This is a genomic window from Dyella sp. NPDC103356 (assembly GCF_055584465.1).
This window is the reverse complement of record NZ_JBVJLZ010000008.1, coordinates 201,069-224,614: the sequence shown is the minus strand read 5'-3', so window position 1 is coordinate 224,614 and position 23,546 is coordinate 201,069. Positions and strand designations below refer to the sequence as shown.

23 protein-coding genes are annotated in these 23,546 nt (G+C 58.4%); 11 read left to right on the top strand and 12 right to left on the bottom strand.

The features are described 5' to 3' along the window. Together ACZ6WW_RS18690 and ACZ6WW_RS18685 are read left to right on the top strand one after the other, a co-directional pair. Positions 1–1,275 (top strand): RHS repeat-associated core domain-containing protein (locus tag ACZ6WW_RS18690; protein WP_465275523.1); only part of this gene is annotated, 1,275 nt, incomplete at its 5' end. Next, positions 1,272–1,736: a hypothetical protein gene (locus ACZ6WW_RS18685; protein ID WP_465275522.1), complete on the top strand. Its 465-nt coding sequence runs from the start codon at positions 1,272–1,274 to the stop codon at positions 1,734–1,736. The genes ACZ6WW_RS18690 and ACZ6WW_RS18685, both read left to right, overlap by 4 nt. A gap of 639 nt (positions 1,737–2,375) precedes the next feature. Here ACZ6WW_RS18685 and ACZ6WW_RS18680 read toward each other — a convergent pair. After that, positions 2,376–3,359: a LysR family transcriptional regulator gene (locus tag ACZ6WW_RS18680; RefSeq protein ID WP_465275521.1), complete on the bottom strand. Its 984-nt coding sequence runs from the start codon at positions 3,357–3,359 to the stop codon at positions 2,376–2,378. Positions 3,360–3,490: 131 nt separating this feature from the next. Between ACZ6WW_RS18680 and ACZ6WW_RS18675 the strand changes: the two genes are divergently transcribed. The 3 genes from ACZ6WW_RS18675 (at position 3,491) to ACZ6WW_RS18665 (ending at position 6,941) form a co-directional block, all read left to right on the top strand. Continuing rightward, positions 3,491–4,237, top strand: coding sequence for an SDR family oxidoreductase (locus ACZ6WW_RS18675; protein ID WP_465275520.1), 747 nt, complete (start codon positions 3,491–3,493; stop codon positions 4,235–4,237). Positions 4,238–4,378: 141 nt separating this feature from the next. Next, positions 4,379–5,905 carry a glycosyltransferase family 39 protein gene (locus ACZ6WW_RS18670; RefSeq protein ID WP_465275519.1) on the top strand — a complete coding sequence of 509 codons (1,527 nt, stop codon included), beginning with the start codon at positions 4,379–4,381 and terminating at the stop codon, positions 5,903–5,905. A gap of 151 nt (positions 5,906–6,056) precedes the next feature. Then, positions 6,057–6,941 carry a LysR family transcriptional regulator gene (locus ACZ6WW_RS18665; protein ID WP_465275518.1) on the top strand — a complete coding sequence of 295 codons (885 nt, stop codon included), beginning with the start codon at positions 6,057–6,059 and terminating at the stop codon, positions 6,939–6,941. Positions 6,942–7,044: 103 nt separating this feature from the next. Here the strand turns inward: ACZ6WW_RS18665 and ACZ6WW_RS18660 are convergent, their stop codons facing one another. After that, entirely contained in the window at positions 7,045–7,347 is a 303-nt protein-coding gene (locus ACZ6WW_RS18660; protein WP_465275517.1) for a putative quinol monooxygenase, read from the bottom strand. A 246-nt stretch (positions 7,348–7,593) separates the two neighbouring features. Here ACZ6WW_RS18660 and ACZ6WW_RS18655 point away from each other — a divergent pair, with 246 nt between their 5' ends. Next, positions 7,594–8,343: an SDR family NAD(P)-dependent oxidoreductase gene (locus tag ACZ6WW_RS18655; protein WP_465275516.1), complete on the top strand. Its 750-nt coding sequence runs from the start codon at positions 7,594–7,596 to the stop codon at positions 8,341–8,343. 223 nt (positions 8,344–8,566) lie between these two features. Here the strand turns inward: ACZ6WW_RS18655 and ACZ6WW_RS18650 are convergent, their stop codons facing one another. From ACZ6WW_RS18650 to pdxR, 8 genes are all read right to left on the bottom strand, one after another. After that, on the bottom strand, positions 8,567–9,067 hold the full coding sequence (locus ACZ6WW_RS18650) for a DUF1801 domain-containing protein (protein ID WP_465275515.1): 501 nt from the start codon (positions 9,065–9,067) through the stop codon (positions 8,567–8,569). Positions 9,068–9,257: 190 nt separating this feature from the next. After that, complete coding sequence (locus tag ACZ6WW_RS18645) at positions 9,258–9,953, bottom strand: glutathione S-transferase N-terminal domain-containing protein (RefSeq protein WP_465275514.1); 696 nt, start codon at positions 9,951–9,953, stop codon at positions 9,258–9,260. Positions 9,954–10,087: 134 nt separating this feature from the next. Next, positions 10,088–10,633: a carboxymuconolactone decarboxylase family protein gene (locus ACZ6WW_RS18640; RefSeq protein WP_465275513.1), complete on the bottom strand. Its 546-nt coding sequence runs from the start codon at positions 10,631–10,633 to the stop codon at positions 10,088–10,090. Between the two features lie 171 nt (positions 10,634–10,804). Continuing rightward, positions 10,805–11,440 (bottom strand): nitroreductase family protein, encoded by a 636-nt coding sequence (locus tag ACZ6WW_RS18635; protein ID WP_465275512.1) that lies wholly within the window; start codon positions 11,438–11,440, stop codon positions 10,805–10,807. Between the two features lie 134 nt (positions 11,441–11,574). Then, on the bottom strand, positions 11,575–12,114 hold the full coding sequence (locus tag ACZ6WW_RS18630; protein ID WP_465275511.1) for a carboxymuconolactone decarboxylase family protein: 540 nt from the start codon (positions 12,112–12,114) through the stop codon (positions 11,575–11,577). Positions 12,115–12,294: 180 nt separating this feature from the next. Then, positions 12,295–13,269 (bottom strand): AraC family transcriptional regulator, encoded by a 975-nt coding sequence (locus ACZ6WW_RS18625; protein ID WP_465275510.1) that lies wholly within the window; start codon positions 13,267–13,269, stop codon positions 12,295–12,297. 85 nt (positions 13,270–13,354) lie between these two features. Beyond that, the gene (locus ACZ6WW_RS18620; RefSeq protein WP_465275509.1) at positions 13,355–13,810 is read right to left on the bottom strand and encodes a DUF3788 domain-containing protein; all 456 of its coding nucleotides are present in this window, start codon (positions 13,808–13,810) and stop codon (positions 13,355–13,357) included. A gap of 200 nt (positions 13,811–14,010) precedes the next feature. Continuing rightward, on the bottom strand, positions 14,011–15,417 hold the full coding sequence (gene pdxR / locus ACZ6WW_RS18615) for a MocR-like pyridoxine biosynthesis transcription factor PdxR (protein ID WP_465275508.1): 1,407 nt from the start codon (positions 15,415–15,417) through the stop codon (positions 14,011–14,013). A gap of 169 nt (positions 15,418–15,586) precedes the next feature. Here pdxR and ACZ6WW_RS18610 point away from each other — a divergent pair, with 169 nt between their 5' ends. From ACZ6WW_RS18610 to ACZ6WW_RS18595, 4 genes are all read left to right on the top strand, one after another. Beyond that, positions 15,587–16,504, top strand: a complete 918-nt coding sequence (locus ACZ6WW_RS18610) for an NADP-dependent oxidoreductase (protein WP_465275507.1) — start codon at positions 15,587–15,589, stop codon at positions 16,502–16,504. A 71-nt stretch (positions 16,505–16,575) separates the two neighbouring features. Next, on the top strand, positions 16,576–17,193 hold the full coding sequence (locus ACZ6WW_RS18605) for a nitroreductase family protein (protein ID WP_465275506.1): 618 nt from the start codon (positions 16,576–16,578) through the stop codon (positions 17,191–17,193). A gap of 2 nt (positions 17,194–17,195) precedes the next feature. After that, on the top strand, positions 17,196–17,837 hold the full coding sequence (locus tag ACZ6WW_RS18600) for an FMN-dependent NADH-azoreductase (RefSeq protein WP_465275505.1): 642 nt from the start codon (positions 17,196–17,198) through the stop codon (positions 17,835–17,837). 31 nt (positions 17,838–17,868) lie between these two features. Then, positions 17,869–18,318, top strand: coding sequence for a GNAT family N-acetyltransferase (locus ACZ6WW_RS18595; protein ID WP_465275504.1), 450 nt, complete (start codon positions 17,869–17,871; stop codon positions 18,316–18,318). Positions 18,319–18,699: 381 nt separating this feature from the next. On the opposite strand, the gene ACZ6WW_RS18590 is transcribed toward ACZ6WW_RS18595, so the two are convergent. Next, positions 18,700–19,944 carry a DUF418 domain-containing protein gene (locus ACZ6WW_RS18590; RefSeq protein ID WP_465275503.1) on the bottom strand — a complete coding sequence of 415 codons (1,245 nt, stop codon included), beginning with the start codon at positions 19,942–19,944 and terminating at the stop codon, positions 18,700–18,702. A 194-nt stretch (positions 19,945–20,138) separates the two neighbouring features. On the opposite strand from ACZ6WW_RS18590, the gene ACZ6WW_RS18585 reads away from it, so the two are divergent. Then, positions 20,139–21,146 carry a CPBP family intramembrane glutamic endopeptidase gene (locus ACZ6WW_RS18585; protein ID WP_465275502.1) on the top strand — a complete coding sequence of 336 codons (1,008 nt, stop codon included), beginning with the start codon at positions 20,139–20,141 and terminating at the stop codon, positions 21,144–21,146. Positions 21,147–21,170: 24 nt separating this feature from the next. On the opposite strand, the gene ACZ6WW_RS18580 is transcribed toward ACZ6WW_RS18585, so the two are convergent. Next, positions 21,171–23,240, bottom strand: coding sequence for a protease pro-enzyme activation domain-containing protein (locus ACZ6WW_RS18580; protein ID WP_465275501.1), 2,070 nt, complete (start codon positions 23,238–23,240; stop codon positions 21,171–21,173). Positions 23,241–23,546 lie beyond the last annotated feature (306 nt).

Sequence of the window (23,546 nt, the reverse complement as noted above, 5' to 3'; positions counted from 1 at the left end):
GACGCCGCCGGCCAGGTCACCGCCATCACCGAAGCCGGGCAGCGTCACCGCTACGCCTACGACGGCCTGGGCCGACTGGTCGATGTGATCGATCCGGCCGGACGCACCCGTCAGCAGTTGAGCTACAACGGGACCGGCGATCGTCTGAGCAAGACCGGCGAGGATCAGGCGACGGAGGCCTACCGATATCAGGACGGTACGCATCGTTTGATCGCCGCCGGTGACGGCACACGACGTGTCGATGCCAGTGGCAACACTATCGCCACGCAAGCGGGTGATGCCTTTCAGTACAGCTACGACGCCGAGGGGCAACTGACCACGGTGGTGCGCAACGGCCAGCCGGTGGCGCAGTACACCTACAACGGCCGGGGTGAGCGGATCGGCAAGCAGGTACGCCTGCCGGTGCCGACGCGTCAGCGCTTTATCTACGACGGTGCGAGTCAACTGCTCGCAGAGATGGGCGATGACGCGCGCGATTATGTGTGGCTGGGCGATATCCCGATCGCGGTGATCGAGCATGGAGCCGGAAGCGATGCGGTGCACTATATCCACGCTGATCATCTGGGCACGCCGCGCGCCGTTACGGATGGCGCGCGCGAGACGATCTGGGCCTGGAAGCTCGCGGGCGATCCGTTTGGTGAGCATGCCCCGCAGGCGTCGGGCTATACGTTCAATCTGCGGTTTCCTGGGCAGTACTTTGATGCGGAGACCGGGCTGCATTACAACGTACATCGCTACTACGACGCCCGGATTGGTCGGTATATCACCAGCGACCCGTTGGGGTTGGGGGCTGGGCCAAATACCTATAGCTACGTCAATGCAAATCCCGTTAACTACTTTGATCCCATAGGATTAATAGCAGATACAAGCCTTTGTGTGGGAATGACAGTTCAGGGTTGTAAAGACATTGGTGTTGCTTATGGGCCTGATTATGTGGCTCTAAACTTAAGCATTCCGCCATTATTTGCTTTTAACTATGCGGTCAATCTTAGGAATGGAGAAGTTTATGGCGGAGGAGGGCTCAGCCTGGCGGACCCACGGCCCTCAAAGAAGCCAAACTGGGGATTGTCTTTGGCTGCTGGAAAGATATTGAGCGCCAACGTAAACGAAAATTCTATTGATGAATTTCTAGATGGAATCTCAGCCTCAGCAAGTTATTATCGTTTTGTTGGAGGTGGACTAGTGTGGAGTCCGGCGGGAGTAGCCATAGAAGGAGGGGTGGGTTATGGGGGCGCTTCCGGAGAAGCTCAAAAGTCCGGAAGAGACTGCATATGATCTCAAGTACGAACATAGTTAACATACTTTGGTGGGCATTTTCCGGCGCATTTGTTATCGCCTTCTATTTTATCTCCGATAGAATTGATAGTGATCGCACAGTGGGCGCCCCTGTCATCTTGATGAAAAAAGTTGCCGAAGAACTAGACATGCCCCAAGGATCGAAGAGGGATGGCGACTCTTACCTAATGAATAGGGGTGGCAATATTGTCATTACGCAAATGTTTGACTACGTGGCGACTAAGCCTGACATCATTTACTTCTATAAAAATATGCTTTCAAGAAGTGGATGGATGTATGTAGAGGCCGACAGATTTAACGGCCGCGAGAATGGTTTGGAATTTTGCCGCGATGGGATAAATTTGAAGCTTGATACCCAGGTGGATTCTTTTAAGAGATTGTATTCTATACATGTGGGTTGGTCTAAGGAAAAAAATGGCAGGTACTATTGTGATAAATAAACACGTCGCGCACTGTTGAGGCGTCCTCGCTGATTCGATCCAATTAGAAGTAGAGTTCCATTCAAAGATTTCTACATGAAAAAGTCGAAATTCAGCGAATGTTAGGTTGGTCGGCTACGAGAGATAGCTGTGGAAATTTCGATTGGATCGCATCCAAGGTTATCAAAGCCTCTTCGGGACCACAGGCGGGGTTGGAAAGTCGATAATTAATCGGGCGATAGTTATTGATCACCGCAAGCGGATATGCAAATGAAAGAAAATATCTGGATGTGGTCATGGATCTTTATGATAGGGTTCTCTATCTGGAATATTTTCCTCAGACATCGCCTAATCGCCTACATTAGAAGCCTTCACGGTGATCTATTTAAGAAATTAGGTCGTCCAATGATGTTTACACCAGGGTACAAATATCTGAGTGAGCTTAAAATAAACTCGATTGCCTTGGATAAAAAAAGCAGGCGATTACTTAACATCGTCTGCATCTCTGACGCAATAGCTCCGGCGCTAATTGTCATTTGGTGCATTGCCACCATAATTTTTACCTAAACGCGAACAAATGGATCAGAACAATTTTCCCGAAAGCGACATGCTTGCCATCCAGGAAAACCAACCCAACCCGCGATCCGACTTGCCGATCAACTAGCGCCGCCTCGACCCGCGGCGCGTCTTCCGACACCCCTTGGCTTGCGCCATGGCCAGCTCGCGGGCATCGAGCACATATTCTGACGATTGCCCCAACCGTTCCACAGCGAGGTCGATGAACGAGCGGACGCGTGAAGGCTGCGCCGCCCGGCTTCCGTAGTAAACATACATGCCCATGTGGTCGGCGATGTGCTCCGTCAGCAATGGCACAAGCTGCCCCGAGCGAATCAGCGGTGCGACCGAGAGACTCGACAACAGACCGATCACATGGCCGGACAGCACGGCATCGACCTCCAGACCGGCGTCGTTCGTCGATAGTGAGGGCGGGAGATCGACGGAAATCACTTCGCCATCCTTCTTCAAGAGCCAGGGCAGCACGCGCCCCGTCGCCGAATGCCGCAGCACGCTGCATCGATGCGAGGTCAACTGCTCGATCGAATCTGGCACACCATAGGTCGCGATATACGCAGGTGCCGCGCAAACGATCAGCTGCATGCTGGAGAGGCGACGAGCGGCAACGCCATCCTCCGGCGCCGACCCAATGCGAAAACCGATGTCGGCGCGATCGTTCACCCATTCGCCGATGCGGTCGTCGAGTTTAAGGTGCGGCTCGATCTTCGGATGGAGACGGCAGAACTCGTCGACCAGCGGCCAGAGCAATCGCCCAAAGGCGTATCGCGGAGCGACGATGCGCAAAGGCCCGGCGATCTCGTCCTTGGCCGTGCGAACACCATCGATGGCTCGCTCCAACGCCGCCAGCGCGGGTTGGGCGCCCTCCAGAAACTGCTGCCCCTCAAAGGTCAGCGCGATGCTGCGCGTCGTGCGATGCAACAGCCGCACACCCAGTCGTTGCTCCAGCATCGCCAGCGCCTTGCTCGCCGCTTGGGCGCTCACGCCCTGAACCGCCGCCGCGCGCCGGATACTGCCCAGTTCTACCGCCTTGGTGAACAGGTCAATCGCGCGAATGTCATGGATGGGCATCGGCCGCTCCTCATTGAGAGTCTGCAAGCATCAGTATCAATCCAAGGTTGCTACTGAATCAACTTCAAAGCTGCTACCGGGTTGATAAATCGCCACCTAAAGTGGGCGCCAGTCCATCACAGGAAAGCGTTATGAGCGACAACATCAACGACAAGGTCATCGTCATCACCGGTGCGAGCAGCGGACTCGGTTTGGCGGCCGCGCGCCTGCTGGGCGCACAGGGTGCGCGTGTCGTATTGGGCGCGCGGCGTATCGATCGCCTGCAGCTACTGGCCGATGAATTGAACGGCTCGGGGCAGCGTGCACTGGCCGTCGCAACCAACGTCACTGTGCGCAGCGACGTGAAGCGGCTTGTCGACGCTGCCGTAGAGACCTTCGGACGCGTTGACGTCATGGTCAACAACGCTGGGATCATGCCCCAGTCGCCGTTGGAGCGACTGAGGGTCGAAGAGTGGGATCAGACGATCGACGTCAATCTGAAGGGCGTGTTGTATGGCATCGCGGCAGCGCTGCCCCACATGCAACGCCAGATGTCTGGGCAAATCGTGAATGTGTCGTCTACCGCCGGCCACAAGATCATGCTCAATGGCGCCGTCTACAGCGCGACCAAGCATGCGGTACGGGCGTTGTCCGAAGGCCTGCGACAGGAGGTCAAGCACTGGAACATTCGCACCACGGTCATTTCGCCGGGCGCTGTCGACAGCGAGCTTCCTGGCAGCTCCTCGGAAGCGGATATGAAAGCGCGCCTGGACGATTTCTATCAGTCCGTTGCCATCCCCGCCGATTCGTTTGCTCGTGCCCTGGCCTTCGCCATTGCCCAGCCCGAAGACATGGACGTCAACGAGATCGTGTTCCGCCCCACCCGCCAGGTTCCTTAAGGCAACTCTCAGCTCGAAGTACCGCCTGCCTGATCAGCCCACCTTTCGTCCCTGAAACGAGCCAATCCGTCCCAATGCATCTAGCCCGACAGTGGCTGACCGGGGAGTATGGGGAGTCAACGACTCCAGGGGAACCCGAACGTGCACAGCCACGACTTGCCACAACCGCCGGCGACCACTCCTCGCCAGCACGGGAGTACGGCACCAGTGCTCGTCATTGCCGTGCTGTTTGGCGTGGCCCACATGCTGACTAACGGGCAATACGGCTTTCACCGGGATGAGCTGCAATTCCTGAGCGATGCGCAGCATCTGGATTGGGGCTTCGTACCCTACCCGCCGCTGACTGCAGCGTTGGAGCATGTGGGGCTGGAGATCTTTGGCCTGTCGCTGGTGTGGCTGAGGCTGTTCTCGGTGCTGGCCCAAACCGTGGTGATTCTGGCCAGCGGCCTTATGGCGCGCGACCTGGGTGGCGGTCGTCTGGCCCAGATCTTCGCGGCGATCGCCGTTGGGCTGTCGCCCGCGCCCATGGGCAATGCCACCATGTTCCAGTACTCCTCGTTCGACATGTTGTGGTGGGTGCTTATCGCCTGGAGTGCGATCCGCCTGCTGCGCGACGACGACCCGCGCTGGTGGGTAGCGATCGGCCTGTTTGCCGGGCTTGGACTGCAGACCAAGTACTCGATAGCGTTCGAGCTGCTGGGCGTGTTGGTGGGCGTGCTTCTGACCGATGCACGGCGATACCTCATGAACCGTTGGTTCTGGGCCGGCGGCGCTGTCGCGCTACTCGTGTTTGCTCCGAACCTCGTCTGGCTCGTGAGGCACGACTTCATTTCCTATCGGTTCCTGCAGGGTATCCACGCCCGCGACGTCAATGAAGGACGTGCGGACGGCTTCCTGCGCGATCAGTTCCTCATCAATGCCAATCTGTTTGCGGCACCGGTGTGGATCGCGGGCCTGGTGGGTTATTTGCGAGCACGACGTTACCGGATGCTTGCCTGGATGTACGTCGTCCCGCTGCTGTTGTTCATGCTTTTGCAAGGCCGCTTTTACTATGTCAGCGCGGCATACCCCATGCTGCTGGCGATGGGTTCAGTGATCACAGAACGATGGCTGAGCACCTTGCGTCCTGCATGGCGGGTCGGGACAGCGGCATTGCTGTTCAGTAGTGTTGTAGCTATCGGCATCTACGCGGCGCTGATCATCATGCCGATCACATCAAGCGGTCCGCTACGGGACTTCGCGTTGAAGAGAAACAACGACCTGCGTGAGAAGGTCGGTTGGAACGAGCTCGTCACGCACGTTGCCACCATTCGCGATGCCCTTCCCGCCGAACAGCAGGCCGATCTGGGCATCGTGGTAGGTAATTACGGCGAGCAAGGCGCTATCGCCCTGCTCGGGAAAGCCTATCGCCTGCCATCGCCGATCACAGCGGTGAATTCCGGTTGGCTGCGTGGCTATCCACAAACACCGCCACACACCGTGATCGTGCTGGGAAGTTCACGCGAACGCGCCGATGAACTCTTCACCGATTGCCGCCTGGCCGGGCACTCGGGTAATGCGTGGGGCGTCGTCAATGAAGAAAGCCGGGATCATCCCGACATCTTTGTTTGTGGCCCCATGCGCAAACCGTGGAGCGAACTATGGAGCCATGGGCCCGAGTTTGGGTAGCGCGTGAGCCAGTGGACCGTCCGGCAAGAAAACGAAAAGGTCAGAGCAAACTCTTTATAGGATCACGGGCCGGCGGCCCAGGAAAATCAGCTTGTCCACGTACTGAGCGAGCCGCTTGCCGCCGTCGCCCGGTCTAAGACACACTTCGCCAATGAACGACAAGCTACAGGCGCTCCGACTTTTCGTGCGCGTTGCCCGCACCGGAAGCTTTTCCGCGGCGGCGCGGGAGCTTGATGTTTCACAACCGTCAGTATCGCGGATCATCGCGGCGCTGGAGGAAGACGTTGGCGCGGCTTTGGTCACCCGCACGACGCGCGCAGTCACGCTGACCGACGCCGGCAACGACTATCTGACTCGTGTCGAAGCGATCCTGTCGTCGCTCGAGGAAGCCGATCACTCTGCGCGTGGATCGCAGGAGCTACGCGGGTCATTGCGCGTTGCCATGCCTGCAAGCTTTGGTGTGCGCGAAATCATTCCCTTGATGCCGGGCTTTCTTACGCGCCACCCTTCGCTAAACGTCAGCCTGTTGATGAGCGATCAACGGCAAGACACCATCAAGGAAGGTGCCGATGTCGCACTCCGACTCGGTGACCTGGACGATTCAAGCGCCACCGCTCGCATCATCGGTCGGACGCCGCGATTGATTGCGGCGTCGCCGAGTTATCTGGAAACGCATGGTGCGCCCGAAGTACCTGCCGACCTGGCCGACCATGCAGCTATCGTCGGGCCTGCGGGGACCAGCTCCGGGACATGGTCCTTCCAGAAGGATGGCCAAAGCGTGTCGGCACGCATCAATCCTCGTCTGACCGTGTCCTATAACGAGGCCGCGGTAGCCGCTGCCGTCGCGGGAATCGGCGTTGTAAATACATCGCTATGGGGCTGCCGCGCCGAACTCGCCAGCGGCGCGTTGATTCAGCTTTTTCCCGACTGGAAGATGGGCGAGGTTGAAGCCCACGGCATGTTCACGCCAGGCCGACGACCGAAGCCTTCGGCACGCGCGCTCGTCGAGTATCTGATCGCGGAACTTCGTCGCTAAGCTTCGAGCTTTGCGTCACGCACCCGTAGCATTTCGATCGATGCATGCCGCGAATGCATCCACACGTCAGTTAGCTGTTCGCATCAATGTGGCGCACCGTCCGCTAGCCCGGCAGTTTGGCAGCAAGCAGATCGATCTGCTCGATGCTCGGCGGTGCGCTGAGCAAGTCAGCCGCGTTAGCCATCAACGCAGCCGCGATCGGGCCTCGCAGATGGGCCTGGCGACCTTCTTCGTCAGCGAAGGCGTCGAAAACGCCAAATGTCGAAGGGCCAAACTGCAACGCAAACCAGACGATGGTGCCCAGCTCTGCATTGGCAAGCGGCAGTGCGCTGGCTAGAAAGGCGGCAACGGCGGCCTCTTGGCCGGGCTTGGCTTCGAGACGGACAAACAACGCATATTTGGTCATGGAATGCTTCTCTTGAAATGAAGGTCACGGTTCTGCGAATCCGTGGGGATAGGACCTGCTCGGATGTGGACGATTCATCCATTTCGTCGACGGCCCTCTGTTGGACATGTTCGCCCAGTTTGAGCGCGGGAAGGCATTCATCTGACGAATAAGTCTTAGTCGTCGACGCGCCTACTCACGCCCCCATCGATCGACGACAGTTCATCCAGACGCCAATGAGGCGCCATCAAACCGGGACACAAATCCATGACTTCACTTACTGGCAAGGTCGCCATTGTTACAGGCGCATCGAAAGGTATCGGTGCCGGAATCGCCAAGTTGTTCGCCAAGTCCGGCGCATCGGTCGTTGTGAACTACTCGACCAGCAAAGACGCCGCGAACGCGTTGGTCGCCGAGATCAAGAATTCCGGCGGCAAGGCCGTAGCCATCCACGCCGACTTCTCCAAGACCGCCGATATCCAGCGATTGTTCGAAGAGTCGAAGCGCGCCTTCGGCACGCTGGACATCCTGGTAAACAATGCGGGTGTTTTCGCCTTCAGCCCCTTGCAGGACGCGACGGAGCAGGAATTCCATCGTGAGTTCAACACCAACGTGCTCGGCCTCATCACTGCGACACAGGAGGCAGCGAAGCACTTCGGTCCGAATGGCGGCAGCATCATCAACATCAGTTCCATCGCGAGCATCGGCTACATGCCCAATTCGGTCATCTACGCTGCATCCAAGAGTGCTGTCGACTCTGTCACGCGCGTGACCTCGGTGGAGCTCGCGCCGAAGAAGATTCGCGTCAACAGCATCGCACCGGGTGCCACTATCACCGAAGGCATCGCAGCGCTGGGTTGGCCGCAGGAAGCCGTCGAAGCTGTCGTCGCCACCATCCCGTTCGGTCGCCCAGGCATGCCGGAAGACATCGCTCGCGTCGCTCTGTTTCTAGCCTCTGACGACTCCGCTTGGGTGACCGGCGAACGGATCACAGCGTCTGGCGGCCAGCGCGCCTGATCTGCCTTCTACCCCAGCGGTTGCGATGGGTAACGCGCGAGGCTGCGGTCGGTCTGGCAAGAAAACAAACGGAAAAGGAAAACAAACGGGTCAGAGCGAATTTTCAGAGGTCGAACGGAGGTCGGTCCTGGAAAATCAATCTGACCCGTTTATTGAGGTCGACGGGTAGTTGGCCAGAAAATCAATCTGACCCGTTTATTTCGGACCCGTCTATTTTCAACGACTAACGCTTCTTTCCGACGCCAGGCACCGCGGTGGCCTGTTTCATCCAGGCGACGATCTGGCGCTCGTCGAGATCGCTCAATGATTTGGGCTCGACGCCCCTCGTAGCCTTGCCCATGCCGATGGGAGTTACGGGCGGCAGGGGCTCGAGCATCGTGCCGTTGACGAACATCAGCTTGACGTGGCCAGCGAAGGCGCCACAACAGAAGCACCAGCCATCGCCAACGCCGTACCACGATATGCCCCATTTGACAGAGCGCTTAAGCCCCTGCAACGTCTTGGCCGCCAACGCATCCACTCGTTCGGCGATCTCACGCTGCGGTTGCGGCAGGCTGGCGATGTACGCGAATACCGGCTTGTCGCCGTCCGCGGCTTTTGCGGGACTGGCCCGGCCGGTCATCGCTTCAGGCAATGGCGTGGCGCCTTTATTTTTTGCGGTGGCTCGTTTGGCCGGATGGCGTACGACGGCCTTGCGATCCTTGTCAGTCTCGGAAGTCGGCATCATCGTCTCCTCGTGGTAACTATGCCGTGCCCATTCTGGGTCGAAAGCGGACCTTCGAAGCTTGGCTATACAGAAGCCAAACTGCAATCGCAAAAACAAACGAGTCAGAGCAAATTCTCAGAGGTCTACGGGCCGTCGGCCCTGCAAAATCAATCCGACTCGCCTATTCAACCCGCTTATTCAGTGACTACTAGGCCGCCGTCACCAGCAGCCCACGTTGTACTCCCGGGCGCGCGAGCCCACGATCGAGCCACGCCTGCACATGATGAAAACGGTCGAAACCGACAAGTTCACGCGCTTCGTAAAAACCAATCAGATTGCGCACCCAGCCAATCAATGAAATATCGGCGATGCTGTAGTCCGCCCCCATCACCCAATCCCGGCCGGCGAGGCGTTCATCGAGAACGCCGAGCAATCGTGCCGATTCGGTGACGTAGCGTTCCAACGGCCGTTTGTCTTCATACGCTTTGCCGGCAAATTTGTTGAAGAAACCGACCTGACCGAACATGGGCCCGACGCCGCCCATCTGCCACATCACCCACTGGATCGTTTCATACCGGGTGCTGAGATCGTTGGACAGGAACTGTCCCGTCTTGTCCGCCAGGTAGATCAGGATCGCTCCTGATTCAAACAACGCCAGAGGCCGGCCGCCTGGGCCATCGGGATCGTAGATCGCCGGGATCTTGCCATTCGGGTTGAGCGCAATGAAGGCAGGGTCACGATTCTCGTTCGCCATGATATCGATGCGATGCGGCTCATAAGCCAAGCCCGTTTCTTCAAGCATGATGCCGATCTTCACGCCGTTAGGTGTCGGCAGCGAGAAGAGCTGAAGTCGCTCAGGATGCTGCGCCGGCCAGCGCGCAAAGATGGGATGGTTCACCGTCATTTTTCTTCTCCCGGGTTCGTCGGCTCGCACACAAAGCCCGGTCATGTTACCAAGAGTTCTTCCTGGTTACCGCCGGGCTTTGGCACTGCGACCGCGTCGATTACCACTCCAAGGTCGACGCGATCGCTCGGAGTTTAAATCGTCCCCGCCGGCGCAACTGCGGGAAAGTCTTTCTCCGGATCAAACACGTTGTTGAAAAAATTGGTCAGCGTGTACATGGCCACCAGAGCGACGATCTCGATGATGTTCGCTTCCGTGTAACCGGCATTACGGACGGCTTTCAGATCGGCATCACTGACCTGGCCGCGGGTTTCGATGACCTTGCGTGCAAATTGGATAGCAGCGTCGCGCTTCGTATCACTTGCACGGCCCTTTCGCGCGAGGATGATTTCATCGGCGGGGAGTTTCGCCATGTGTTCGGCCGTGAAGCTGTGAACCGTGAGGCAGTAGTTGCAGCCGTTTACTTCGGACACAGCAAGGCCGATGCTGTCGCGCGTTTTTACATCAAGCGACTTGCTCAGTGCTCCAAGCAGATTGGCCCATGCATTGAACGCAATCGGGCTCTGCGCAAAGGCCGCCATCATGTTTGGAGTAAAACCGATGTTCTTGGTGAACGTCTCGAGCATCGGCTTTGAAGCGTCTGGCACCTGGTCCAGCGTCAGGGGGATGGTTCTTGTCATCGCAGTATTCCTTAAGTGGCTTGTTTGACTGAAAAGGGAAAAGTCCGCAATGGCCTATTCCCTTGATTTACTTCGCGGCCAAGCGTTGGAGCGAAGTGGTTCGGGTTTTCAGGTAGCACGTACCATCAGAATCGGAGGCTCGCTCGGCGAGATCACTTCGCCCTGGCGCGCTTATACGAAATCCAACACCTCGGCCACGGGTCGGCGCGGCTTCTGCGCCCAGTTGCCCTGGCGTTCCGGTCCGATCGACAACAGCATGACCGGCACTTCGTTCGCGGCCAGCCCGAATTCGCGATGCACGGCATCGGCATCGAATCCGATCATCGGCGTCGAACCCAGGCCCAACGAACGGGCCGCATAGATCATGGCTGCTGCACCGAAGGTCCCGGTACGTACAGCCTCATCCCGCTGGCGCTGCGGGTACGCCATGTACAGATCTCGCGCGGGGATTTCCCATTCCCGCACCATCGTCGCCGGCATGACACCCGCTGCCACCAATGGCGCCAGGCGATCCGGTATGACACTGGAATCGGCTAACTGACCGCAGACAATGAAGGTGACGGCCGCGTCGGTGATCGCCGGCTGATTCCAGGCGATCGGACTCAGTCGCGCCTTGGCTTCCGGTGTGCGTACGGCGATAAAGCGCCAGTTCTGCAAGTGGAAGGATGTCGGTGCACTGGTGCCGATACGCACCAGATCGCGGATCTGGTCGTCGCTCAACGCGGCGGCAGGATCGTAATACTTCGCAGCACTGCGGCTTAGAATGCATTCGATGACGGCGTTGGTCTTACTTGTTTCGATGCTCATGATTGCTCTCGGTATGGGAAGACGGATTCGTGCACCCGCGTGGCTCCGCTCCATGCATAGCTATCGCCATGCAAGGCCTGGGAAAATCGGGCGAAACCTGGATGCGTGATGCGATGCTCAAGCGGCAACGCGGTTCACTCCACAGATGGAAAGTCGACGTCGGTGTCGTTGATGCGATTGAAGGTGTTGGTGAAAGTGATAAGACCGATGGCTAGCGAGATCTCGGCGAGCTGGGTATCGGTGTAGCCAGCCGCACGAATGGCCGCGAATTCGCCTTGGCTGATCGAGCCGCTGCTGGTCTGCAGGACCGATACAAAACGCACCAGGGCATCACGCCTGGCGTCACCTGCAGGGGTTCCCGTGCGAATGGCTCGCAAGGCATCGACCGACAAGCCAGCCATCCTGCCCAGCAAGCTATGGGCGGCTACGCAGACATCGCAACCCGCTATGACGCTGACCAACAACTTGATGGTTTGAAGTTCCTGCTGACTCAGACTGCCCTGTGCCAAAGCGGCGTGCGCATCGAGAAACACCTCAAAAGAGGACGGAGCGAGATAGCCAAGCGCTGCATATGTGTTCGGGACACGACCGCCAGCGATCTTCTTGACGCGAGCGTAGACATCGGCTGTGGCACCGGTGGCGGACTCGATGGCGGGAATAGCGATACGGCTCATGTTGCGGCCCTTTCATCAGGTGGCTTTGATAGGTCGCTACGTTAGGCTTGGCCATTACCGTTTTCGAGACTGCCGCAGCTCAATAAAATGCTGGATAAGATCAGGCTGGATAAGATCAGGCTGAAAAGAAACAGGCTGGAAAGGACCACGACAACGAGGGCGCATCTGGCACTGCTTTATTCAAGCCGTCACGCCGAGTTGCTCGCTGCCGCGAGCCAGGCGACGCCATTGCCCTGGCGTCATCCCCATCTTGTCGGTGAATGCACGGCGGAAAGCCGCTACGGATCGGTAACCAACGGTGTCAGCCACGGCCTCGGTAGTCATCGCAGGTTTTTTTAGCTCGTTGGCCGCCATGCTCATCCGAATATCGGTCAGCAGCTCCATGGCCGAGCGACCGAGCTTGTCTTGAAAATGCCGCATGAAGGTCGCGCGTGACATGCTGCACAAATCAGCCAGATCAGGCAGGGTCCAGGCTCGAACCGGATCGGCGAACATGGCTGAAATGGCAGGCGCCAGACGTGGATGACCAGCAAGCGATAACAAGCCCGCCGGCACTTGCTCGGATTCGCTGGCCGCACGAAGTGCCAGCGTGAACAGCGCCAAGCTAAGCGAGTTGAAGATCACTTGCCCGCTGGGCTTGTCGCCCTCCGACTCCAGACGCATCAGTCCCACAAGACTGGCCAGATGGTTGGACGTCGACATGACGCCCGCTTCGTCACGGCTGTCCGTGGCTCGTACCGTCAGGGATCTGGGCAGATAATTGCGGATCAGCCGATCGTGGGGTGGTTCGATGAAGAATCGCCCGCACAACATATCCAGGCGCTCACCCTTGCCGTCATTTACGCTCCGCGTCCATCCACCGGAACTGGGGTGTCTGTGGGTGGGACCCGGCGCATGTCCGCTGCCATCGTGCAGCACGTGTGCCGCACCGTGAGGCAACAACACGATATCTCCACCCGCCAGTTCCCTGGTCGTTCCTGTCTCTGGATCCTCAACAATGGCCCGACCCTTGAGAACGACGTGGTAGGGAATCTCATGCATCGCGGACTGCGGCCAGACGACGCGCCAGGGTGCACCGTAGACGCAGTGAACCTCCAACTGACCAGTGAGGGTGATCATTCGCAAAAAATGACTCAGCCAGTCGACTTGGTGCACGATGAATAAACCTGTGTTGTCGCTTCAGGTAGAAAGTTTTCAGCCGCGGATGGAAAGCGAGCGAGACGCGACCAACACGTGATATTTAATGGCGAGACGTTGGCGGGCGCTTCATGCTCAAAAGCTCAGTCACATCATGCCGATCGGCTGCAGACGAGATCGCAAGCGTCAGCCATTTCCCGTCAGGGTATGCGGGAGCTTCGTCGTAATGCTTGACCAACTGCGGGCGCCACGCATAACGCCGCTCCTCGAACTTTTCTCGTTCCGCGCCACCCAGGACCACAAGGACCGAGAGCCGCCTGTATTCCGGCAGGAGCGTACAGAACGCCCTGGTTTTCTTGTAGCGCAGCGACCAACCGCGTGTCTTGCCGCCATAGAGCCAATCTGGCGAAAAAACGCCGGGGTAGAACGCCTCTATCCAGTTCCGCAACTCGGTCCAATGCGCGAACGCTTTCGGCCCGGTCCAGTGGCGGACGGCGCTGTCATCAGGCACGGTTGATTTGTCGGTGATCCTGTCGCCGATCTGCAGAGAGGGTTCCATGTCGATCTTCTTGCACCTGAACTTTAGCGCGTGAACTTCGAAGGCTTGGCGGACCGCAACTCGATTTCACGCGAAGATGTTTTGATCTCAGCGCAATGTCATTGCTGTCGACGACGAATACGACGGCAATATTCCACCGGCTCGGACGCAAAAAAAGAACCAAGAACGTCAATCTTCGATGTACCAGGATTTGCCAGACGCTATGCGGATGTACGGATCAGCTTATCGAGCTGTTCGCAGGCGGCTGGAATCTGGTCTTCGCTGACCGTGGCAACGCCAAGCAACAATCCCGATTCGGCATTTGTACCCGGAACGAACCAGGCCGACAGCGGCGACGGTGTCATGCCGAGTTCAAGCGCCTTGCGGCATACCACCGTGTCGGACACGCCGCTAGGCAGATACATGACCACGGCCAGGCCGCCGATGTGCACGCGATATCCCATCCGTCCCAAGACGGTTCTCAGCATCTCGCCTCTCGCAGCACAGATTCGCTTCAACCGGCCCAGATGCCTCATGTAATGCCCGTCCTGCATGAACTGCGCAGTCGCCCGTTGTACGGCGGGGCCTGGTGCCGATCCAAAGTACAGGGCTGCCTGGGCAAATTGAGCGACCAGTGCTGGCGGAGCCACGACGAAACCAAGCCTGAGCGCAGGGCTTATGGTCTTGCTGAAGGATCCGATATGGATCACACGCCCGCTGCGATCCAAGGATGCCAATGCCGGAGCGGCCCGCCGCGTGAGCTGAAGCTCACCGAGGTAGTCATCCTCGATAATCCACGCTCCCGTACGCGCAGCCCATGCGATCAGCTCGTGTCGCCGGTTGAGCGATAACGTCCCACCGAGAGGCGCCTGCTGTCCCGCCGTCACCAACGCGAGGGCTGCGTCGGGCGATAGCTCGATGCCACGACGAACATCCATGCCTTCGTTGTCTACCGGAACGCCGACAGGGACGAGGCCGGCGAACTCGAGCGCCATGCGGCTCTGAAAGAAACCGGGGTCTTCAACCCAGGCCCGACGACCTTTCGCGTCGAGCACGCGCAAAGTCATGCCCAAGGCTCCGGCGAAACCCGCGGTGATGAATATCTGGGATGGACTGCACTCGAGACCACGCGCGAGCGCAACATGCGCAGCAATCGCGCGCCGGAGAACCGCTTCCCCGCGCGGATCCGGATACACCGCAGGCGCATCCACTTCCATCCGCGCAGCCTGCATACGCAAGCGCGCCAGGACGCTCGCGGGAAGACCGGCCGAAGGCGGCACTCCCATGCGAAACAGGCCAGGGCCGCCAAGCAAGTGGTCGTACAGCGTGGGTGGCGTGTCTGTTTCTTGCGAGGACATGCCCTGAGCGGCAACGGCAGGGTGCGGGGCCACCCGGGTGCCACCCGACCGTGACGTGACGACGATCTGCTCGTCGATGAGGCGCTCATAAGCGGCCTTGACCGTACCCCTGGCCACGCCCAATTGCGCAGCCAGTGTTATCCACGACGGCAGTCTTGCGCCCGGGCCAAGCACGCCGCTCCTGATCGATGCAATGACACCCCGGCAGATCTGCTCTGCCAAGGTGGTTTTGGCGGACCGGTCGATCCTGATGTGCAGCGCGTATCCCATGCCTCATGGTACATCCGCCGATCATCTTTTTGGTTCTTCTCAATGTACCTGCAGTGACGCAGCATGCGCTCTCAACGTGACTGACCACCTCCGTTTCTAAGAGGTTTTTTTAACTGCGCTGGCATCCGCTGTGCTGACACCTGGGCCAGCCTGACGGGAGGCAATGTCTATGAAAGCAATCGTGGTAACCGATCAGGCTGCGGGAACGGCCGGAATGAAACTGGTGGAACGGCCGCAGCCACAGGCAGCGATAAACGATGTCATCGTGCAGGTTCACGCATCGGGATTTACCGCGGACGAGCTGACATGGCCCCCGACCTGGACCGATCGTCTCGACCGTGACCGGACACCGTCCATCCCTGGCCATGAGCTGGCCGGCGTGGTCACTGCGCTTGGTTACGGGACGACGGGGCTGTCGGTAGGACAGCGCGTGTTCGGCCTCACGGATTGGACTCGCGACGGAACGCTGGCGGAGTACATCGCTGTCGAAGCACGCAATCTCGCCCCACTGCCCGGGGACGTTGACTTTACGGTGGGTGCTGCACTCGTGATGCCAGGGCTGACCTCATGGCAAGGACTGTTCGAACACGGTCGCCTATGTGTAGGGCAGACCGTTCTTGTGCATGGCGCAGCCGGCGTGGTCGGCTCGATGGCTGTCCAGCTCGCCCGCGAAGCTGGCGCGTATGTCATCGGCACCGGGCGCGGTGCAAGTCGCCAGGCAGCGCTCGAATTCGGTGCGCAGGAGTTCGTCGATCTCGATAACGACGCACTGGAAGATATCGGTCGTGTCGATCTGGTTTTCGATGTTCTCGGCGGCGACATCGCGAAACGGTCCGTAGGCGTGATCCGAACTGGAGGAACGCTGGTGACTATCGCCGGCCCGATCGAAGCGCGGCCCGTCGATGGCCGGACGATCGACTTCGTCGTCGAGTCCGATCGTGCCCAACTGAATCAGCTCGTACAGCGCGTACGTGACGGACGATTGCGCATGCATATCGGCAACGTCGCGGCGCTCGACGACGCAGTTGCCGCCTTCAACCTGGCCGAGCGCCCCAAGGGCAAGACGATCATCCGTATTCGTCCGTGAACGCTTGAGTGCGGGCAGATCTGCCCTCTCCGTCGATTCCACAACCTGCTTTTTCACACATAGGCACCACCATGACCAACGCCGTCATCGAATGCATCCTGAGCCGAAGCGCTGCGAAGTACTACGACCCCGCCGCGACGTTGAGCGACGACCAGATCCGCGATCTGGTGCGTATCGGCACCAGTGCACCGACATCCTTCCACTTGCAGAACTGGCGCTTTATCGCCGTACGCACACCGGAAGCCAAGGCGCGACTGAGCCCGATCGCCTGGAACCAGCCAGCAATCACCGACGCGGCCGTCACCTTCATTGTCTGCGGCCAGCTAGCCAATTCCAGTGTCATACCGGATCGCCTCGCACCGTTGGTGGCAGCGGGCGTGATGCCGGAAAAGATGGTGCCGGAATGGGAAATACCAGCACGTGATTTGTACATGGCGTACCCGCAGCGCCAGCGGGACGAAGCCGTACGTACCGGCACCTTCGGCGCAGCGGCCATGATCTATGCGGCCCGCTCGCTGGGCCTGGGTTCGACGCCGATGATCGGATTCGATGCCGAAGCGGTGCATCTGCAGTTCGGGCTGAGTAGTGACGAAGTGCCGATCATGTTGTTGTCCATTGGGCCGGAACGCCCGGGGAACTGGGCGCAGAAGCCGCGCCGACCGGTGGACGATGTACTGGACTTTATTTGAGCATGAATATCCTCCACATTGACTGCAGTCCACGTCCGGAATCGCACAGTCGCCAGCTTTCAGCGGCGATTGTCGGAAAGATTCTTGAGGCTGCACCCGGCGCGAATATCACGCGGCGAGACTTTGCCTCAGCTCCGCTGCCGCACGCTTCGCCCGACTACGCGACGACCTTGTCGTCGCCAGCTACCTTGGCGTCCCCGTTGAAGGGCGCGCTGGAGCTTTCCGAGATGCTTATCCAGGAAGTCGAGGCGGCCGATGTGACTGTCATTGGAACGCCCATGAACAACCTCACCGTTCCGTCGGTCCTCAAGGTGTGGATCGACCAGATCCTTCGCGCCGGTCGCACATTCATGTCGACGCCCGCCGGGAAGGTAGGAATGCTCAAGGATCGCCCCGTGTTTGTCGGCATCGCTTCCGGCGGTGTGTTTAGCGGTGATCGGGCTAATCAGCCCGATTTTCTCACGCCGTACCTGTCAGTCGTACTGGCAAGCATAGGACTGAAGACCCTGCAATTTCTTTCCGTGCAGGCCACTGCGTTTCTCGACACGGACCAGGCAGTCCTGGCGAGGGACAAAGCACTCGCGACGATGAACTTCAGCGGCGTGATATGCCTCCATGATTCGCGAAACGCACGAGCGAGTTGAAGAGCATCCGCCCTAATTTCAGGAGCGTGCCATGAGACCGATCGAGATCAAGGCCATCGATGTCTACGATTTTGATATTTGGCTTCCGCTTTGGAAAGGGTATCAGCGATTTTATGACGTAGATATCCAGGAGTCCGTGACTCACGAGACCTGGGCACGGTTCCTGGACCCGATGGAACCGATGCATGCAGCGCTCGCCATGGTGAATGACCGAGCATCGGGGCTTGTGCATTCGATCTACCATCGATCGACGTGGACTGCGGGTGACGACTGCTATCTTCAGGACCTGTTTGTGGCCGAGGATGCGCGTGGCGACGGCATTGGTCGCGCACTGATCGAACATGTCTATGAAGATGCCAGGCGTCGTGGAGCGCCCCGTGTGTACTGGCAGACGCACGAATCCAACCTCAACGCCATGCAGCTGTATGACCGCATGGCTGATCGCTCACCTTTTATCCAGTATCGAAAACTACTTGCCTGACGCGCTGGGATAGATCTTTTTTCACTACCCGAGCGGCGCATCGCCACGTGAATTCATTGCAATTGAACATGGGCAAGAGGAGCGATGGCATGCAGCGATCGTCACAGCCAGTCAACAGTTTATTCGAGCGACGACCGCCCGACCTCGCCTCGATCCATATATGGCGGCTGGCTTTGTCCATCGAAAACGACGCCGCTTGTATCGAAGCGTGGTATCGGTCCGTGCCTATTCGAGAGCTCGGAGGCTTAACCGCACAGCAGTTGGTTTCGCAAGGTGACTCCACCTTGGTGATCGGGTTTCTTCGGTCAATCAGGAGCGGCGAGCGCGGCTGAAGCCTCCGTTTAAAAGCGAGCACTCTGAACCATCACTCACTTCCCAGTTTCACACGCCATTTTGGGAAGAGCCTTGCCCCCTCAGCCGCCAAGGTTGGCGAGCGCCATACATGAGCGTTCGCCATAGCCACTCCATGGGGCCGAATCGGAAGCGTTTTAGCCACCAACGACTGACGATGACTTGGGCGATATAAACGACGATGCCCAGCAACATGGCTTGCGACGGACTCAGCCGGCCGAAGAGGCCCAAGCCGTACCCAAAGAAAATCCAGCCGAAAATTAGCGACTGGAACAGATAGTTGCTGAAGGCCATTCGGCCAAGCGGGCCCAAGGCGCCCAGGGCGCGACCGGCCACGGTGAATGTGTAAAGCGCAATGATGGTGGCGCCATAACCTATGGCGAGTACCACCGGACCTAAAGTGATCAGAACACGGATGACGGGGGCCCATGATCGCCAGGGAGAAAGTGGATCGGGCGGATCCAGAAGGTTCATACCGAAACCAAGGACCAAGCCCAGGATGGCGATACCGATGAGTAAGCGACGATGCCGTTCGGGATGGCGCACCAGCCCTACCCTCCACGCAAGCACCCCAAGCAAGAACAATGCGAACGTTCTCGGAGCCACAAACAAGTGAAGCGGAATAATACTTGGTATCTCGGCTATGTTGTAGCGGACGACCTCCGTCCAGTTACCGTTCGCATAGACCGAGGTGGCGATCTGAGCATGTTGCCGGAGCCACGCTTCGCTGGGCCAGAAGAGCGTGTCCGAAAGCCAGAACGGAAGTGCGGCATAAGCCGCCAGAGCGATTACCCCAGTAGTGGCGAGGGCCCGGTTCGACGCATAGAGAAATGGCAGTGCTACCAATCCGATCAGCGCGTACTCAGTGAGTATGTCGCCATTCCAGATGAGGAACAGATGCAAGAGACCAAATCCCAGGAGAATCAGAAGCCGCCTGGTCAGCAGCGATAGACGCCGCGCGTTGGCTGCAAGCCGTTCGAACTGAATGGCTAATCCAACGCCGAACAGCAAGGAGAACAAGGCAAACGCTTTCAATTCCAGGCCAATGCTCACTAATACATTGACGGCATGATCTAACCCGGTTTGCTCCAGCGACGAAGGAAGAAACTGCTGGAACAACGAAACGCGGAACTCGGTGATCAGATTGACCGAGAGCACGCCCAAGAGCGCCACACCTCGCAGCACATCAATCGCGGCTATGCGACGATCCGGGCTGACCGGACGCACCTCATCCTGCTGCAAAGGTTTATCCGTTCCTGAAACGAAGGTATCCATCGCAGCCTTGGGGCTACCTCATTGGCCGGGAAATGATGTCCGCCTTGAGTCGCGACCTCATGCGATCAACACAACACACTATAGACGCACAAGCGGAAGGAGTGTTGCACGGCATTCGGACTTTGGCGGCACATTACCTACAGCGAAAAGACCTTGCTGTGGGAACGATAGCAATCGTGTAGCCACAGAAACCCATGACCGACGCACCGAAGTCATCCGCAAAATATTTCGACGCCCGTTCGAGACAACGCTGCGCCTCGCTGCAAGCCGCCACAGATTCATGGATACCGTGCCAAAACGGCCATGGCGTCGCCATCGACAAGCGAGTATTCAATAGGCCATCTCAAACAGATCTTGACTATTTGTACTGTCACGAGAAGAGGGATAGCGCCATGCGAAACTCGCGATCCATCACGCTTTATCTGGCCGTTGCCTTCGGGTTCGCATGGGCGTTCTGGCTGGTCGCCTGGCTGATCAGTAAGAAAATCATTTCGTTCCCCCTGATCCCCATGTTGTTCATTGGCTCATTCGGCCCGTTCATAAGCGCAGCCGTGACGACATACAGCGATGGCGGCCTCCGCCGAATGACCGGCTTTTTTCGTCGCGGCTTCGACCCGCGAATGGGGTGGAGCGTCTTTCTGGTTTCCTTCTTCCTGATGCCGATACTGGCGATCGTTGTCGAGCTCACCCATGCGCGACTTATCGGTCAGGCGCCGCACTTCACGATGACCCTGGCGGACTTCCCGCTGAGCTATTTGTTCCTGTTCGTGCTGGGCGGGACGCTGGCCGAGGAATATGGGTGGACACTGCTGTCGGATAAGCTCGATGCATTTCTGCCACTCAAGACTTCAACCGCGATCCTCGGCTCCATCTGGGCGCTGTGGCATCTGCCCTTGTTCTTCATCGTGACCAAGGGTGCCATCCAAGGATATACGCCGTTCTACATCTTCTTCATGGCCACGGTCGCCATGCGCTTTCTGTTTTCCTGGGCGTACCACCGCGGCGGCAGAAGTATCTTGTCCAATATGCTCTTCCACACCGCATCAAACCTCGCCTATAGCCTGGCGGCGATTGCCCCTGCGCCCGAAGATCTCTCAACGGGTCGCTTGTGGATGTTCACCCTTCTTACGTTGGTGTCGGCCGTCGTCATCTGGATTGTGGCACCGCCTCGCAAGGAGACTCCTGCTCCCATCGCCGCCTAGCTCACCATCACATGGCCATGCGGTTCAGAACCCAATACTCCACTGGTCCAGAGTCCCTGTGTTCCCCTTGAACGAATCGTCCACCCATAGCTGCCATTTGCCATTGGCTGGAAACGTAGCGGCATCCACTGTCCAGATCTGATCGATATTGGCGCCGCTGTCGTTGGGATCTGGCTGCTTCAGTACTGTACGGATCCCGTTCGGAGCTACCAGGGTGATACGCAGATCGCCACGATGCGGGTGAGTGATCTTGGCTTCCACCCTCAGCGTAGGCGGGCAATGGCCGCTGCGATCGCGAATGATGATCGGCCCCGCGACACTGCCCAGGTCTGGAATGGGCCAGACGAAATAGCTCGCATAGACATTGCCGCGCGGGGTACCCCAATACTGCGTGACATAGTCGTTGAACTTCGCGATATCGAGGCTGCCCCAGCCGGTGCAGTAGTCCCATGTGAGAGTGCAGCGATAGCCTGTAAAGCTCGGCGTCCCACCGGTGTAAATGCCGTTATAGCCGCCGACGATGTCATGTGTTGGCGCGGGATCCTTGGAGAAATGCTGGTACATGCGCTCTGTCGGCAAGCCCAGGCTGTTGTTGTTTGCCGATTGGATGCGCGCCCATATGCCGGCGAAAATGGCCGAGGCATTGCCGGTTGCGCCACCGTAGTACCCACCGCGATCGAAGGCCAGGTCCGGTACGACTCGCATAGTCACTGCACGACCCAAGGCGTCGCTCTGCCAGATTGGCGCGCGCTCGAACAGGCTGACACCGCCTCCGCTGCCGTACATGTCGCCCTGCCAGTAATCAAACGTGGCGGAGAAAACACTCTCGCCCGCCCAGCTGAAATCCTGATTTACGGCCGCGTTCGTGGCTCCCACGGCAACCACATAGGGGGAGCTGGCTGGTTCGCTGACCGAGTACTTGCTCAGATCCTTTTGATAGATCGCGCCAGCGTAAGATTCATAGACACCGAAATCCCCGGAGGGCACCACAAAGGTCTGCCCCTGAGCCACCGCCTGCTTGAAAATCGCATCGTCCGCTGTCTGGGCGCCGGAGTTATGTGCCCATGTTTCGTCCTGGTTGTAAGCCGAATGAATGATCTTGGCGCGGTTGTCAGTCACGGCCCGGTTATACATCGCCGTAAGCGTCGCCTCCGTCAAATAGCTGCCTACCTGGACCGCTCCGACATAGGCGGTCAACTTCGCCAATCCGCCAGACACGCCGACGATGGTCTCGGGCCAGCAACCCGGAGGCGAGAAGGGGTAAACCGTGCCCTGTCCCACACCATCAGTAATGGCGACCAGGGTGGTAGGCACCCTCGGGAGGTGCTCCTGATCGGTATAGGCATTGAGGGCATCGACCAGCCCGGACATATCCCCGTTTCCCTGGCAGATAACGGCCACGCTCGTGTTCACGCCGCTTGGCGTGCTACCAGCGTCATAGACTTTCGTGTATTGAGCAGGGTCGGTAACGGAAACAGGCAGTGCGTTGCTCCTGGTTATCGGCGAAGTACTTTCGAAGGAGGCCTGCGGCCCGTGTACATTTTGCAGGCCAAGAACAGCTCCGACTGTATCGCCCAATGTCTGTGGCACCTGAACAGGCGCGTCGTTGGCAAATTGTTGCTTCCCTTCGGGCGACGTGAATTGCCTGATCTGCGTGCGAAATGCCGAGGCTATGTTCGTCGCGTTGCCATCCGCTGAAATCAGCAAATTATTCGGAGCGGGCTGGATATGAGTGAACCCGGCTTGTTGTAAATGCGCTATGACCGCTTGCAGTTGACTATCGGTGGGTGCATAGGCGTCCTTGAACTGCTGCGGCGTAAGGAACTTGCCGTAAACCGGGCTGCCCGACTGATTGAGCTCATGCAAGAACGTATCGAGCTGCGTCTCGTTGCGTAGCTTCAGGCTGATCACGATATGCAGCTGTTTCTCCGACTCCAGTGGAGTCACCAAGGCATTCACCGGTGACATATCGGCTGCGTTGATAGCCCACGCTCGCGGCGCGGCAGCTCCCTTGCCGACCGAAGCACTACCCAACGATACCAGGGTGGCCTTGGTTTGAGTTTCCACCCATCCCTGGGCAGCGGATGCGGACATGGATGCTGAGGCCATCCATAGAGCTAATGGCAATATAGCCAGGCTTGTGCGCCAGGGCCTTTTATTTGAAACGCGGCTCTTGAAAGTCATCTCGCACCCCTTGGCTAAAGCTCAAAGAAGGGAAGAATCCAACGAAAAATGGCGCGGCCGAGCTTGCTCGACGAAGATCTCGCCAGCTATCGGATGAGACTAATATTTCAACCCAAAAAAAATTGAGCCTGTGCTCAATTTCGAAATGACATTGGCATCTGGCAGATGCCGTTCATACAGCAAGATATGTAGATCAAGCTGAGTGGCGGCGATGAG

Bases quoted from the DNA above. Each gene is read 5' to 3' on its own strand.
- ACZ6WW_RS18595 (WP_465275504.1), top strand. From the start codon at position 17,869: ATGAGACCGATCGAGATCAAGGCCATCGATGTCTACGATTTTGATATT.
- ACZ6WW_RS18585 (WP_465275502.1), top strand. From the start codon at position 20,139: ATGACCGACGCACCGAAGTCATCCGCAAAATATTTCGACGCCCGTTCG.
- ACZ6WW_RS18660 (WP_465275517.1), bottom strand. From the start codon at position 7,347: ATGACCAAATATGCGTTGTTTGTCCGTCTCGAAGCCAAGCCCGGCCAA.
- ACZ6WW_RS18605 (WP_465275506.1), top strand. From the start codon at position 16,576: ATGACCAACGCCGTCATCGAATGCATCCTGAGCCGAAGCGCTGCGAAG.
- ACZ6WW_RS18590 (WP_465275503.1), bottom strand. From the start codon at position 19,944: ATGGATACCTTCGTTTCAGGAACGGATAAACCTTTGCAGCAGGATGAG.
- ACZ6WW_RS18600 (WP_465275505.1), top strand. From the start codon at position 17,196: ATGAATATCCTCCACATTGACTGCAGTCCACGTCCGGAATCGCACAGT.
- ACZ6WW_RS18650 (WP_465275515.1), bottom strand. From the start codon at position 9,067: ATGCCGACTTCCGAGACTGACAAGGATCGCAAGGCCGTCGTACGCCAT.
- ACZ6WW_RS18630 (WP_465275511.1), bottom strand. From the start codon at position 12,114: ATGAGCCGTATCGCTATTCCCGCCATCGAGTCCGCCACCGGTGCCACA.
- pdxR (WP_465275508.1), bottom strand. From the start codon at position 15,417: ATGGGATACGCGCTGCACATCAGGATCGACCGGTCCGCCAAAACCACC.
- ACZ6WW_RS18685 (WP_465275522.1), top strand. From the start codon at position 1,272: ATGATCTCAAGTACGAACATAGTTAACATACTTTGGTGGGCATTTTCC.
- ACZ6WW_RS18640 (WP_465275513.1), bottom strand. From the start codon at position 10,633: ATGACAAGAACCATCCCCCTGACGCTGGACCAGGTGCCAGACGCTTCA.
- ACZ6WW_RS18665 (WP_465275518.1), top strand. From the start codon at position 6,057: ATGAACGACAAGCTACAGGCGCTCCGACTTTTCGTGCGCGTTGCCCGC.
- ACZ6WW_RS18635 (WP_465275512.1), bottom strand. From the start codon at position 11,440: ATGAGCATCGAAACAAGTAAGACCAACGCCGTCATCGAATGCATTCTA.
- ACZ6WW_RS18620 (WP_465275509.1), bottom strand. From the start codon at position 13,810: ATGGAACCCTCTCTGCAGATCGGCGACAGGATCACCGACAAATCAACC.
- ACZ6WW_RS18655 (WP_465275516.1), top strand. From the start codon at position 7,594: ATGACTTCACTTACTGGCAAGGTCGCCATTGTTACAGGCGCATCGAAA.
- ACZ6WW_RS18680 (WP_465275521.1), bottom strand. From the start codon at position 3,359: ATGCCCATCCATGACATTCGCGCGATTGACCTGTTCACCAAGGCGGTA.
- ACZ6WW_RS18645 (WP_465275514.1), bottom strand. From the start codon at position 9,953: ATGACGGTGAACCATCCCATCTTTGCGCGCTGGCCGGCGCAGCATCCT.
- ACZ6WW_RS18580 (WP_465275501.1), bottom strand. From the start codon at position 23,240: ATGTCCGCATCCGCTGCCCAGGGATGGGTGGAAACTCAAACCAAGGCC.
- ACZ6WW_RS18675 (WP_465275520.1), top strand. From the start codon at position 3,491: ATGAGCGACAACATCAACGACAAGGTCATCGTCATCACCGGTGCGAGC.
- ACZ6WW_RS18610 (WP_465275507.1), top strand. From the start codon at position 15,587: ATGAAAGCAATCGTGGTAACCGATCAGGCTGCGGGAACGGCCGGAATG.